Annotated in this window: 15 protein-coding genes; 14 read left to right on the top strand and 1 reads right to left on the bottom strand. The window is 41.2% G+C overall.

Annotated elements, in window-relative coordinates; genetic code table 11:
- Window positions 1–135 precede the first annotated feature (135 nt).
- The gene (locus EXT43_RS18525; protein WP_062565724.1) at window positions 136–789 is read right to left on the bottom strand and encodes a DUF6058 family natural product biosynthesis protein; all 654 of its coding nucleotides are present in this window, start codon (window positions 787–789) and stop codon (window positions 136–138) included.
- A 160-nt stretch (window positions 790–949) separates the two neighbouring features.
- On the opposite strand from EXT43_RS18525, the gene dapA reads away from it, so the two are divergent.
- The 14 genes from dapA (at window position 950) to EXT43_RS18455 (ending at window position 12,645) form a co-directional block, all read left to right on the top strand.
- Window positions 950–1,864, top strand: a complete 915-nt coding sequence (dapA, locus tag EXT43_RS18520) for a 4-hydroxy-tetrahydrodipicolinate synthase (protein ID WP_062565937.1) — start codon at window positions 950–952, stop codon at window positions 1,862–1,864.
- Window positions 1,865–1,970: 106 nt separating this feature from the next.
- The gene (locus EXT43_RS18515) at window positions 1,971–2,681 is read left to right on the top strand and encodes a beta-ketoacyl synthase chain length factor (RefSeq protein WP_130167652.1); all 711 of its coding nucleotides are present in this window, start codon (window positions 1,971–1,973) and stop codon (window positions 2,679–2,681) included.
- Complete coding sequence (locus EXT43_RS18510) at window positions 2,671–3,456, top strand: lysophospholipid acyltransferase family protein (protein ID WP_062565723.1); 786 nt, start codon at window positions 2,671–2,673, stop codon at window positions 3,454–3,456. The genes EXT43_RS18515 and EXT43_RS18510 overlap by 11 nt, the downstream gene beginning before the upstream one ends.
- On the top strand, window positions 3,453–3,710 hold the full coding sequence (locus EXT43_RS18505) for a phosphopantetheine-binding protein (protein ID WP_054554555.1): 258 nt from the start codon (window positions 3,453–3,455) through the stop codon (window positions 3,708–3,710). The genes EXT43_RS18510 and EXT43_RS18505 overlap by 4 nt, the downstream gene beginning before the upstream one ends.
- Before the next feature lie 25 nt (window positions 3,711–3,735).
- Complete coding sequence (locus EXT43_RS18500) at window positions 3,736–3,981, top strand: acyl carrier protein (protein ID WP_054554554.1); 246 nt, start codon at window positions 3,736–3,738, stop codon at window positions 3,979–3,981.
- A gap of 8 nt (window positions 3,982–3,989) precedes the next feature.
- On the top strand, window positions 3,990–4,556 hold the full coding sequence (locus EXT43_RS18495; protein ID WP_130167651.1) for a hypothetical protein: 567 nt from the start codon (window positions 3,990–3,992) through the stop codon (window positions 4,554–4,556).
- Window positions 4,543–5,901, top strand: coding sequence for a class I adenylate-forming enzyme family protein (locus EXT43_RS18490; RefSeq protein WP_130167650.1), 1,359 nt, complete (start codon window positions 4,543–4,545; stop codon window positions 5,899–5,901). The genes EXT43_RS18495 and EXT43_RS18490 overlap by 14 nt, the downstream gene beginning before the upstream one ends.
- Entirely contained in the window at window positions 5,885–6,238 is a 354-nt protein-coding gene (locus tag EXT43_RS18485) for a thioester dehydrase (RefSeq protein WP_054562418.1), read from the top strand. Before EXT43_RS18490 ends, EXT43_RS18485 begins: the two co-directional genes overlap by 17 nt.
- Window positions 6,239–6,241: 3 nt before the next feature.
- Window positions 6,242–6,979 carry a glycosyltransferase family 2 protein gene (locus EXT43_RS18480; protein WP_130167649.1) on the top strand — a complete coding sequence of 246 codons (738 nt, stop codon included), beginning with the start codon at window positions 6,242–6,244 and terminating at the stop codon, window positions 6,977–6,979.
- Window positions 6,979–7,947, top strand: coding sequence for an acyltransferase (locus EXT43_RS18475; protein ID WP_063527228.1), 969 nt, complete (start codon window positions 6,979–6,981; stop codon window positions 7,945–7,947). Before EXT43_RS18480 ends, EXT43_RS18475 begins: the two co-directional genes overlap by 1 nt.
- Before the next feature lies 1 nt (window position 7,948).
- Window positions 7,949–9,493: an aromatic amino acid ammonia-lyase gene (locus EXT43_RS18470; protein WP_171037138.1), complete on the top strand. Its 1,545-nt coding sequence runs from the start codon at window positions 7,949–7,951 to the stop codon at window positions 9,491–9,493.
- Window positions 9,486–9,911, top strand: coding sequence for an acyl-CoA thioesterase (locus EXT43_RS18465; protein WP_130167647.1), 426 nt, complete (start codon window positions 9,486–9,488; stop codon window positions 9,909–9,911). Before EXT43_RS18470 ends, EXT43_RS18465 begins: the two co-directional genes overlap by 8 nt.
- Window positions 9,911–10,429, top strand: coding sequence for an outer membrane lipoprotein carrier protein LolA (locus EXT43_RS18460; RefSeq protein ID WP_130167646.1), 519 nt, complete (start codon window positions 9,911–9,913; stop codon window positions 10,427–10,429). Before EXT43_RS18465 ends, EXT43_RS18460 begins: the two co-directional genes overlap by 1 nt.
- The gene (locus tag EXT43_RS18455) at window positions 10,426–12,645 is read left to right on the top strand and encodes a transporter (protein WP_130167645.1); all 2,220 of its coding nucleotides are present in this window, start codon (window positions 10,426–10,428) and stop codon (window positions 12,643–12,645) included. The genes EXT43_RS18460 and EXT43_RS18455 overlap by 4 nt, the downstream gene beginning before the upstream one ends.
- Window positions 12,646–12,648 lie beyond the last annotated feature (3 nt).

The raw sequence follows: 12,648 nt of genomic DNA, 5'->3' as shown, positions 1-12,648 counted from the left end.
TCTATCGATCAAGCAGATGAAAACCTACAAAACAAAGGTAGCAAATTGTATTAACCTATTTATAACAAAATAAACACTGTTGTAACTTTGTGCGGTCATTCAGTTTAGCTTCATTTTAAGCGCAAAAATGAGAGGTTATTTTACCGATAGATCGTACTTTGCCACTACGTCATCAATATAACGATGGCGCAAGGTGTTTTTACCTTCGTTGCCCGTACCATGGCTTAACGCGCGGTTCATTAATTTGAGCGCTTTATGTAAGCTTTGGCGCTCTTCCACGCTTAAACCCGTTTTTGTGCGTAATTCCGTAATATCATCAATTAATAATTTAGCCACATCGAGCTGTACGGCTTCTTCAACTAAGCCATTTTGTGTTAGCACACCGTATTTACTGCATAAAAACTGCTGCCAAACTTGCTGTAAGTGCTCGTCAATTTCACTGCCAAATAATTCTTCATCGATAGCAAAGCCTTGCTCAGCAAGCTTACTGAGTTGATTTGAATATTGCTGAGCAAAATAATTAAATGCTTGGCAGGATGAGCTTATGTCATGTTTGATAATTAATTGCCCCCAGCTAGCGGCACCACGAGGGTAATAGTCTTGATATTCTTCGCATTGATAAATGCCCGAATACGAACAGCATTCTAATTGACTCTGCAAACAGTAACTCGGCTTTGGAAATAAACTACTTTGTTGCCATGCCGATAGCGTCTCCTCATCAATTGAGAGGGTATGGCACAGCTCTTCGGTGGTATAAAAGTAGGTTGCCAAAAATTTTGAAAGTTGCATTATCAAATACTCACAATAAACACTGTTAATTTATACAGTGTTTGATTTTGGCTTAACTTTGATTTTTTCTCAAGTATTTTTATTTATTGCAGCACACTACTCGGAAAATGCCTGTGTTTGTGATACAACTAGCGCAAATTTTCCAAACATTAAAAAAGTTATGCGCAACCTAGAAACAATTAAACAAGCAAGTTTGATCACCGCTATAAAAACACCTTATTTAACCAATGGTGAAATTGATCTTGCATGTTATGACGACCTTGTTGAACAGCAAATTGCAGCTGGTGTTGATGGCATTATTGTCGGTGGTACCACAGGTGAAGGGCAATTAATGAATTGGGAAGAACACTTAATGCTAATTGCTCACAGTGTTAGCAAATTCTCTGACCGTTTATTAATTGTCGGTAATACAGGTAGCAACAATACACGCGAAGCGATTAAAGCAACCGAGTATGGTTTTGCCACCGGTATGGATGCAGCGCTACAAATTAACCCTTATTACGGACGTACGTCGCTGGCGGGCGTGAAAGAGCACTTTAACCGTTTACTTGATATTGGTCCTGCGTTTATCTACAACGTAGCAGGTCGTACAGGCCAAGACTTAACACCCGATATCATTGAGCCACTTGCGAAGCACGAAAACTTTATCGGTGTAAAAGAGTGCGGTGGCAATGAGCGTATTGCTCATTATGAACAGCAAGGTATTGCTTGTTGGTCAGGTAACGACGATGAAGCGCATGATGCAAGACACACTCATAAAGCCCACGGTGTTATCTCGGTTACATCTAATATTATTCCAGGCTTATTCCGTCAGTTAATGGATGAGCAAAATGATGCACTTAATGCAAAACTACAGCCACTTATGGGCTGGTTATTCTGCGAGCCTAATCCAATTGCAATCAATACGGCACTTATGATGACAGGCGCGGTAAATCCTGTGTTCCGTCTTCCTTATGTGCCACTAACAAGTGCTCAGCAACAAATCGGTTTAGGTTACATTAACGAACTCGATGTTGCTGATATAGTAGGTGAAAAAGCACAACTTTTAACCGAAAAAGACGTTATTTTACGATAAAAATGAATGAGTGCTTAATTACGGCTGTAATTAAGCACCATTGTTTTACTTTTTTGTAGCTAATAGGTAAAATTAGCAATCGTTTGGCGTTATAAGAATAATATTTGTGAAATTTGTTGTTGAGAATTTGAGTTTATGGGTTGCACCCGAGCAACAAATAGCAGAATTAAGCCATCTCAATCTTGCTGACCTTGATTTAAGCTGGGTTGCACCGATGCAGCGCCGCCGCTTAAGCCCATTTATGAAAATGGCGCTTCATACTATGCATCAAGCGCAAGGTGAGTATCAGCAGCTAGCTGTTAATTTTTCATCGCGTCATGGCGACTTACCAAAAACATCGCAACTGTTACATTCACTTGTCGAACAAGAACCTCTTTCTCCGACCGCATTTGGTTTGAGTGTACATAATGCTGCAACCGGATTATTTTCGATTATTGCAAAAAATAAAGCCCCGATGAATGCTATTGCTGGTGGTCAAGACAGTATTATTTCAGCCATGATAGATGGTTTTGCGCGTGTTCATAGTGGTATTGAACAGCAAATTTTGATTGCTCATGCCGAAAGTGTATTACCAGATGAGTACTTAGCATTTAGCGACGAGCAACAAATTGCTCATAGTGTATCGTTCGTATTATCAACAGCGCAGACCGGTAAGCCATATTTTGAATTAACGAAACTTCCTGAATCAGAACATACTCAAAGTGACTCGTGTTTACCACTGAGTTTGCAATTAGCAGCTGCTTTAACAAGCAAAGGATCACAATCGCTGCTTTCACATCAACAATCAGCTTGGATGCTACAGTACCATGGCGACTAACGTTTACATTAAGTTGAATAAAATTTGGCGGGTACTGGCAACCGGGTTTTGTTTTTCTGTATTTGGTTTTGGCGGTATTGTACTCACCTTGTTGGTTTTGCCTCTACAACGTTTATTTGAACCTTGCCAAGCGAAACGTAAGCAAAAAGCCCGTTTAACGGTTCACTATAGTTTTAAATTCTTTGTTGCCTTAATGCATTACACCGGTGCTATCCATTTCTCTGTGCAAGATAAACAGAAATTTCATGATCTTAAAGGGCAGTTAGTACTTGCCAATCATCCTTCATTAATTGATGTTGTGGTGCTGATATCTGTGATTAAAAATGCTGACTGCGTGGTCAAAGCACACCTATTTAAAAATCCATTTATGCGCGGTGTCATTAAAGGCACAGGTTATATTAGTAATGAAGACCCGCAAGAGTTACTTAATGATTGTGAAGCATCACTCGCTGCTGGAAATAACCTGATTATCTTTCCTGAAGGCACCCGCACAACCCCAGGTGAACAGTTAAAATTTAAGCGTGGCGCTGCGAATATTGCTGCGCGTTGTGAAGCCCCAATTACCTCAGTGCTGATTAGTATGAAACCCAGCACTTTGACCAAAGGCACACCATGGTATTGCGTTGCCGCAACAAAAGCGCATTTTGAGATGCGCTTTGCCACTGACCCATTTACGTTTAACGACACATTTAATAATGAACAACCCGCCATGCAAGCACGACAATTAACCCGTGATTTGCAACATTACTTTTCAGAGGAACTCAGGCACCTATGACTGAACTAAAGAACAAAATAAAACAATTAATCATTAGCAGCTTAGATCTTGAAGATATTACCGTGGATGATATTGAAAATGACCAACCTTTGTTTGTTGATGGTTTAGGCCTAGATAGCATCGATGCGCTTGAGCTTGGCTTAGCCATTAAAAAAGAGTTTAACGTTAAGATTGACGCAAACTCAGAACAAACAAAAGCCCATTTTGCATCGGTAGATGCATTGGCAGAATTTATTAACCAACACCAATCATAATACAGACTTAGAAGTAGGAATAAGCATGAAAACCGCTGCTGACATTTACAACGTTTTACAGGGCATTTTAGTAGATGAATTTGAGATCGATGCTGATGATATCAGCCTAGATGCGCACCTGTATCAAGACCTAGATCTTGATAGCATTGATGCTGTTGATTTAGTTGTAAAACTACGCGAAATCACTGGTAAGAAAATTGAGCCAGATGCATTTAAGCAAGTGCGTACTGTGCAAGATGTTGTAAACGAAGTAGAAAAGCTCGTTTCATAAACATTACTATGCTCAAAGCGATAACCACAACACTACTCTTAATATGCTTATCTTTATACCCATTTATTGTGTATTTTGGATTACAGCATATTTCATTAAGGCAAGTGAGCTTGGTATTGATGGTATTGTTAGGTTTAAGGCTTTTACTTAGCAAGAAGTTACTGACATCTATGCCATGGATAAAGCCAGCCTCTATTTTGGCTATTATCGCTTTAGCAACAACACAGTTTTTTAACAGTGATCTGGGCTTAAAGCTTTACCCAGTCATTATAAATACAGTAATGGCAATAACCTTTGCTTATTCGCTGAAAAGTGGCCCAACAGTCATTGAAAGTTTTGCTCGAATTAAAGAGCCTGATCTTGATGAAAAAGGGGTTAATTACACGCGCCAAGTTACTAAAGTATGGTGCGCGTTTTTTATTATTAATGGCAGTATTGCGTTATACACTAGCCTATTTACTTCGTTACAGACATGGACTCTGTACAACGGATTAATAGCCTATATTTTGATAGCTCTCTTAGGCCTTGTGGAATGGCTTGTAAGACAAAAGGTTAAAAGTAATGGTAGCGAGTAACCTGAAATTTCACCCAGACGCTGCATTTGTTGTTGCAGGGCAGCCAATAACACAAACACAGTTTTTTGCTGATATAGCGGCTTATCAAAGTAAGCTCACAGCGCTTAAAGCTGGCAGCCATGTGGTGTTATTCCATCCTGATACCTACCAATTTGCAGTGCGCTTATTTGCCTTAGCGTGTAGTGGTTATAATGTTATTTTGCCACCTAATGGTCAGCATGAAACATTAAGCTTATTGCTTGCTCAGTCTGCTTTTTTTGCCGGCGATGCGACCAATATCAATGATGATGTGCTTTTTACTAACCTTGAGCAAAGTCTTGGTCACACGCCTTTGCAAACTAACCGTTTACAATGGCCAACAAACACAGCGGTTATATTTTATACTTCAGGCTCATCAGGACAATCTAAACCGATAGTGAAACCGTGGCGGGTATTAAATCGAGAGCTTGCAGTACTTTCAATGTCATTTGACTTACCCAGCCAATTTACGTTTTTAGCAACTGTTTCGCATCAGCATATTTACGGCTTATTATTTCGTTTACTTTGGCCGTTGGCGAAAGGCCATATAATTGATAGTGAACAAATTCAGTATCCTGAACATATTGCGCAAAGACTAAAAAATATTCGTTATGCAGCGCTCGTTTCAAGCCCTGCGCAACTTGGTCGTTTATGTGCTGATAATGTGTTAATTCCTGAACGCGACAAAATTAAGTGGTTATTTTCCTCTGGCGGACCACTCAACAATGAACATGCCGAAACTTTATTTAACCAGTTAGCTCGCCCAGCTACCCAAGTATTTGGTAGTACCGAAACCGGCGGTATTGCTTATCGACAAGTTACACAGGCGGCGGTTGATGTACCATGGCAGCCATTTAATGGTAATTATTTATCGTTGAATCATGAAGGGCGCTTGATGCTAGATTCTGCGATTTTAGAGCAATCGAGTTTCCCGTTAGATGATAGAGCGCTTATTCATAAAAATGGTCAATTTAAACTGTTGGGCCGTATAGACAGAACGATAAAAATTGAAGAAAAACGTTTAAACCTTGATGAGCTTGAGAATTATCTGCAAAGCCATGACTGGGTAAAAGAAGCAAAAGTGGTGGTTATTCCAGCTAAGCGCGTGCAAATTGGTGCGGTGGTTGTACTCAGTGATGAGTCAAATAAAGAGCTTGAACAACAGGGTAAATTGGCAATTAACCGCGCTTTACAAGCACACCTCTCAAACCGCTTTGAACGTATTTGCTTACCACGTAAATGGCGCTACATCGATGCACTTCCTTTTAACAGCCAAGCTAAATTAAGTTTAAAAACATTGGAGCAGTATTTTGCCAAGCCTGAATAACGTGACCCCAGAGGTGGCCGTTTTATCACAAACAGAAACTAGCGTGAGTTTAGCGTTAACCATTGCGGCTGATTTAGATTATTTTCGCGGCCACTTTCCTGATGCACCAATTTTAGCAGGCGTAGTACAGCTGGATTGGGCAGTAAAATATGCTCAGCAATATTTGGGTTTTGGCAAACTAGTACAAGATTTAGAAGTGTTAAAGTTTCAGGTAGTAACAACCCCTGATATGACGGTAAACCTAACCCTTGAGCGCAATGCTAAAGGCAAATGTTTGTTTAGCTATCAATCAGAAAAAGGCCAGCATGCGTCTGGTCGAATTGTATTTTGTGATTAAGCCATGAACCAGTTTTGTATTGTTATTCCTAATTACAATCACACCCATGCTATCGCGGCTGTACTCGATGAGCTAAAAGAGTTAAAGCTGCCGATAATCATGGTTGATGATGGCAGTGACGCTGATGCCAAGCAAGTATTTGCAAAGCTTAACGCACAGTACGACTTTTTAACCTTGATAAGCCATGCTGAAAATCAAGGTAAGGGTGGCGCAGTTCAAACTGGCTTGATGGCTGCCTACCAGCAAGGGTTTAGCCATGCCATTCAGGTTGATGCTGACGGCCAGCATTCGTTAGCAGATATTAGTAAGTTGATTGAACTAAGTAATGCATCACCTAACAAGGTGATCAGTGGTTGTCCTATTTATGATAGCTCCGTGCCTAAGCACCGTTATTTAAGTCGTTACATCACCCATTTTTGGGTTTGGGTTGAAACGCTTAGCTTTGATATTGTTGATTCAATGTGTGGTTTTCGGGTTTATCCCTTAGCAGCCGTTGAGCAATTAATGGCTAAGCAAACGCTTGGCAAGCGCATGGACTTTGATATTGAAATTTTAGTCAGGCTTTATTGGCAAGGTGTTAAGGTCACGTTTTTGCCAACCCAGGTCATTTACCCTGAAAATGGCGTATCTCATTTTCGAGCCTTACACGATAACGTGGGAATTTCGTGGCTGCATACGCGTCTATTCTTTGGCATGTTGCTACGCTCACCTAAGCTGCTTTGGCGTAAGGTGGCAGGCTAATGGCTGTAAAACATTGGTCAAAAATGCAAGAACGTGGCAATCGCTTAGGCATGCAAATATTGCTCGTGTGCTATCGCGTATTTGGTCGAAAAGGCTTGTGGTTGGTGTTGTTTCCGGTGGTGTTTTATTTGTTTTTAACAGGCAAAACTGCCCGCCAAGCGTCACATGCATTCTTAACCCAAGCGCGTAAAGTGAATGGCAATAGCAAAGCGGTTACTTGGCGCGATAGCTTTCGTCATTTTCGCTGCTTTGCTGACAGCGCCTTTGACAAAATAGATGCCTGGCTTGGACGAATTCAGCAACATAATATTCTTTACACCAACGAAGCGTTGTTTAAACAACTCGATGAGCAACAGCAAGGGGCTATTTTTATCGGCTCACACCTTGGTAACTTAGAGGTATGTAGAGCTCTTAGCCAACATCGAAACAGTAAAACAATTAATGTGTTGGTGTTTACTCATCATGCCGTTGAGTTTAATAAATTACTAAAAAGTATTAATCCGGATGTTGCGGTAAACCTCATTCAAGTAACAGATCTTGGCCCTGATATGGCAATTATGCTCAAAGAAAAAGTCGAGCAGGGTGAAATTGTGGTGATTGTCGGTGATAGAACCAGTACCACCACCGCAGGAAGAGTTATCGAAGCTGACTTTTTAGGTAAGCCAGCCCCTTTTTCACAAGGGCCATTCATTTTAGCTGCGCTGTTAGATTGCCCGGTGTTTCATCTGTTTTGTTTAAAAGATAAAAAGCCCAATGGCGAAACATTTTACCGCGTGATTTTTGAAAAATACGCCGACAAGCTCGTTTTACCGCGTAAAACGAGGCAACAAACATTACAACAAATTGTTAGCGATTATGCGCAAAGGCTCAGTTTTTATGCTGCGGCCTATCCGTATCAATGGTTTAATTTTTATGATTTTTGGCAAAATGACGAGCAAGTGTCTCGTAGTCAAAACAAGGAGAACTAAGGTGTCAGAGCACTCGACTACCGTTTTTGGCCAACAGCGTTTATCAATCGAAGATATTGTTCATATTGCATTAGAGCAAGGTGCTGTTGCGTTAACATCAGACCGTCAATTTGCTAATAAAATAGACAGCGCCGTGGCCTTTTTAGATAAGTTGCTTGAAGACGATGGCGTGATATATGGTGTTACCACAGGTTATGGCGACTCAGTAACCGTAAAAGTGCCACTTGATTTAGTCAATGAGTTACCACTGCATCTTACTCGTTTTCATGGTTGTGGCCTTGGCGATGTGTTTAATCAAGCCCAAGGGCGCGCTATTTTAGCGACTCGTTTAACTTCGCTTTCACAAGGTTATTCTGGCGTTAGCTGGGAGATGTTGAATTTATTACGTGACTTTTTAAATCACAATATCGTACCGGTGATCCCACAAGAAGGGTCTGTAGGAGCCAGTGGTGATTTAACGCCACTTTCATATGTAGCTGGTGCTATGGTTGGCGAGCGTGATGTGTATTACAAAGGCGAAATTAAAAACAGTCTAGAGGTGATGCAAGAACTTGGCTTACAGCCATTAAAGCTACGCCCAAAAGAAGGGCTGGCAGTCATGAATGGCACTGCTGTGATGACAGCTTTGGCATGCCTTGCTTATGATAGAGCTGATTACCTAGCTAAACTGACTAGCCGCATAACAGCCCTTGCAAGTCTTGCATTAAAAGGTAACAGTCATCACTTTGATGATATTTTGTTTTCAGTGAAGCCACATCCAGGGCAGCAGCAAGTAGCTGCATGGATCCGTGGAGATTTAAACCATGTAGAACACCCGCGTAATGCTGACCGCTTACAAGATAGGTATTCAATTCGCTGTGCTCCACATGTTATTGGTGTGCTTCAAGATAGTTTGCCGTGGTTTAGGCAAATGATTGAAAATGAACTAAATTCGGCAAATGATAATCCAATCATCGATGGTGAAGGTGAGCACGTACTGCATGGTGGTCACTTCTATGGCGGTCATATTGCAATGGTAATGGATAGCATGAAAACCGCTGTTGCTAATTTAGCTGACTTAGCAGACAGACAAATCGCATCCTTAGTTGATACGCGCTATAACAATGGTTTGCCTTCTAATTTATCGGCGAGTAATGATGAACGTCGTTACATTAACCATGGTTTTAAAGCGGTACAAATTGGTGCCAGTGCATACACGGCTGAAGCATTAAAACTGACCATGCCTGCAAGTGTGTTTTCTCGTTCAACCGAGTGTCACAACCAAGATAAAGTGAGCATGGGAACCATCGCTGCACGAGATTGTTTGCGTATACTGCAGCTAACTGAGCAAGTGGTTGCAAGTACCTTGCTTGCGAGTATTCAAGGTTTGCGTTTACGTATTAATAGCGGTGAGCTTGAATTTGCTAGTTTAACTAGTGATGTACAAAGTATGTATCAAGACATTAGCGAGTTTTTTCCGCTGCTTGATGAAGACCGTCCTCTAGAGGCTGTTCTTCGCTTTACGGTTGACGCTATTCAAACAAAACGTTGGAGTTTATATGCATAGTCGTGGCTCGTTGCTGAGCACTCATGTTGAGATTGAAATTCCTTTTCATGATTGCGATCCAATGAATGTGGTATGGCATGGTAATTACCCGCGCTATTTAGAAGTCGCGCGCTGCGAATTACTGCGTTTGTTTGATTATGATTATGTGCAAATGCAAGAGTCTGGCTATGCGTGGCCGATTATTGACATGCATATTAAGTACGTCGGCTCAGCATTATTTACACAAAAAATCCGAGTTGATGCCTACTTAAAAGAATATGAAACACGATTACGTATTGATTACGTAATCACTGATTGTGCTACAGGTAAAAAGTTAACCAAAGCAACGACTATCCAAGTTGCGGTTGATATACAGAAAAAAGAAATGCAGTTTGTTTCGCCGCCTGTACTACATGAAAAACTTCAAAAGGTGATTTAATGCGATTAAGCGTGTTGTTACTGAGTGTGCTAGTTCTTTTCCCTGTGTTTGCATCAAGCGCGGTGACAGAGCAAGGCACATTTAGCCAAGAGAAGCATTTTAAAGGATTTAGTAAACCTTTTATTTCAACAGGTTCGTTTGAACTTACTGAAGATGGCCTCACTTGGCAGGTTGAATCTCCGGTTAAAAGCACGCTATTAATCAAGCAAGGGCAAGTATATACCCTGAATGACCAAAATGAGCCGCAGCTACAAAAAGGCGCGGAGCCTTACGTTAATTTACTGCAAGCAATTTTAAAGCATGATGAAGTGGCACTTGCTGAGCAATTTACGATGGCAGAGCATGCAGAGTCCGGTTGTCAGACTTTATTGCCTAAAGATGACTTGCTAAAACAGCTATTTAGTCAGTTCGAATTATGTGTAGCAGCAGAGCAAGTGAGCCGTGTGCGTCTGCAAGAAGCAAATGGTAACTTTACGGTATTACGCTTTGCGTATCCTCACAATGAGCAAAAACAGTGAAAGCATGGGGCCTAACGCTCGCTTGGCTGAGCCTATTAGTTAGCGCCTTAGTGGTTGTTTTTATTCTAAAACAGCCTACGTTGAATAATGATATTTTGGCTTTGTTACCAAAGTCAGAACCGCGTTTACAGCAAGTCGAAGAACACTTTTTTGCGGCTAATAAACAGCAGTTGAGCTTTTCTTTTCGGGGTGAGAATGCAGTAAAAGCTTATGATGATTTACATCAGTGGCTGGCGAGTAAACACATTGAGCCTCGTTTTAAGTTACCCGAAATATCCCAGTTGGCAGCATTTTACGGTAAGTACGCAGGGCATTTAGTTTCCGAGGAATATAAGCAAGCGATTGGCGATGCTAATCGCTTTCAACAGTATTACTTTAGCCAATTGAGTAAAGTCGCTGATCCTTTTGTTTCAAGTACTATCAACCAAGACCCTACACTTGCCACAGCGGGGTTCTTATCTGAGGCTATGGCACGCATGCAGCAATTTGAGCTGCAAGATGGCCGAATTAACATTAACTATCAAGGTGATGAGTATTTAATGTTATTCGTGCAAAGTGCTGATAATGCCTTTTCAATAAATCAATCAATAGCTTTGAGCAATGGGATAGTTGCCTATATCGCTGAGCTTGAAAGCCGCTATCCCGATACACAAATTCGCTATGCCGGTGCTTTATTTCACACCGCAGCAAATGCGCAGCAAGCCAAATTTGAAATGACCTTGTTTGGTTCGGTGAGCTTGCTGGCGCTTATTGTGATGGTGGTGTGGGTGTTTCGCTCGATAAATGCATTGTGGCTGGCCTCTGTAACCGTGATAAGCGCTGCTATTGGCGGCACCATTGCGCTGATCAGTATTTTTAGTCAGGTGCATGTATTAACCATGGTGTTTGCCGTGACACTGATTGGTATTGCCATTGATTATGCATTTCATGGCATGCTTGATTTAACCGAGCAGCCGCAAGGTTTTAGTCAAGGGCTTAAGCTGGCACTGTTGTTATCGTTACTAACCACCACACTCGGTTACGCGAGTTTGTTTTTCTCACCCGTGCAGTTACTCAGTCAAGTTGGCGTGTTTGTTGTTGCAGGGCTAGTTACAGCTTGGCTTTGCACCCGTATTTTATTGCCTTATTGGCAAGCAGGTTTAACCATTAACACTGCTGCGCATCAGTTTGCAAACATGTTAAGTGGTTATTTAAAACGCTTAACGCATTACCGCGTCGCACTCAGTATGCTGATGTTAGTGCTATTAAGTGCCTTTGCTTTACTAAAACCCCCTGTGATAAATGATGATGTAAAGCTGTTAAATGCAAGTCCTGCTGATTTAATGCAAAACGAAGCGCTGCATATGTCTTTATTAGGTAAAGATAATGGCCAAATCATGATTTTATTTGCCGATAATGCGCAGCAGTTATTAGTACAACAAGAAGCATTAAAAGCAACTATTCTCGGCCTTAATGGCCGTGTCTTGATGCTTAGTGACTTAGTGCCGAGTAAACAATTGCAACAGCAAAACTATGAGCAGTTGCATTCAGCTCAGCAAGCTATGAGTGTAGTTAGCCAAATGACAGGGATGCCTGTTGAGCTCTCAACATCAATGCTTGATTTAAACGGGGCACTTAATTCACCGTTAGCGCCGTTAATCGCTAACCAAGTGATCTCAAACAATATACTAACCGCAAGCTGGTTTATGGTAACCGGTGTAAATAAATCCGAGCTGATGGATTTAGCCAACGCTTACCCAGATTTAATTGTTTACGATAAAGTCGCGATGATAAGCGAAGGTTTAAGTCATTACTCAAATTCGTTACTGGTGACATTGGCCATTGCGATGACCTTTGCGTTATTACTCTTTAGCGTTAAATTTGGTTTTAAAACGGCGTGTAAACAAACGTTAGTACTTGTACTAACTACCGCAGCTGTACTGCTACTATGCAGTGCGCTGCAATCTCAGCTATCGATTTTTAATTTGTTAGGCTGTTTATTGATATTAGCGTTGGCAATCGATTACTTGGTGTTTTATCAGGTCAATAATTTAAGCTCGAGCAATGTACTCGCAATTAGTTTGTCAGCGGCATCATCGATGTGGGTATTTGGCATGTTGGCCGTTTCGATAACACCGGCCATTTTCAGTTTCGGATTAACGGTATTAGTGGGGCTAGTTTGTATCTATATCTTTGCGCCGCTCAGTATTACATTACCTAAAAATAAGGAAAAATAATAG

Source organism: Pseudoalteromonas sp. CO109Y, from assembly GCF_004208935.1.
In the GTDB taxonomy this organism is placed as follows: Bacteria; Pseudomonadota; Gammaproteobacteria; order Enterobacterales; family Alteromonadaceae; genus Pseudoalteromonas; species Pseudoalteromonas shioyasakiensis.
This window is presented reverse-complemented; position numbering and strand designations above follow the sequence as displayed.

Coding starts and splice junctions, on each gene's coding strand:
- EXT43_RS18525 (WP_062565724.1), bottom strand. CDS start 789: ATGCAACTTTCAAAATTTTTGGCAACCTACTTTTATACCACCGAAGAG.
- dapA (WP_062565937.1), top strand. CDS start 950: ATGCGCAACCTAGAAACAATTAAACAAGCAAGTTTGATCACCGCTATA.
- EXT43_RS18475 (WP_063527228.1), top strand. CDS start 6,979: ATGGCTGTAAAACATTGGTCAAAAATGCAAGAACGTGGCAATCGCTTA.
- EXT43_RS18505 (WP_054554555.1), top strand. CDS start 3,453: ATGACTGAACTAAAGAACAAAATAAAACAATTAATCATTAGCAGCTTA.
- EXT43_RS18480 (WP_130167649.1), top strand. CDS start 6,242: ATGAACCAGTTTTGTATTGTTATTCCTAATTACAATCACACCCATGCT.
- EXT43_RS18500 (WP_054554554.1), top strand. CDS start 3,736: ATGAAAACCGCTGCTGACATTTACAACGTTTTACAGGGCATTTTAGTA.
- EXT43_RS18465 (WP_130167647.1), top strand. CDS start 9,486: ATGCATAGTCGTGGCTCGTTGCTGAGCACTCATGTTGAGATTGAAATT.
- EXT43_RS18460 (WP_130167646.1), top strand. CDS start 9,911: ATGCGATTAAGCGTGTTGTTACTGAGTGTGCTAGTTCTTTTCCCTGTG.
- EXT43_RS18490 (WP_130167650.1), top strand. CDS start 4,543: ATGGTAGCGAGTAACCTGAAATTTCACCCAGACGCTGCATTTGTTGTT.
- EXT43_RS18510 (WP_062565723.1), top strand. CDS start 2,671: ATGGCGACTAACGTTTACATTAAGTTGAATAAAATTTGGCGGGTACTG.
- EXT43_RS18495 (WP_130167651.1), top strand. CDS start 3,990: ATGCTCAAAGCGATAACCACAACACTACTCTTAATATGCTTATCTTTA.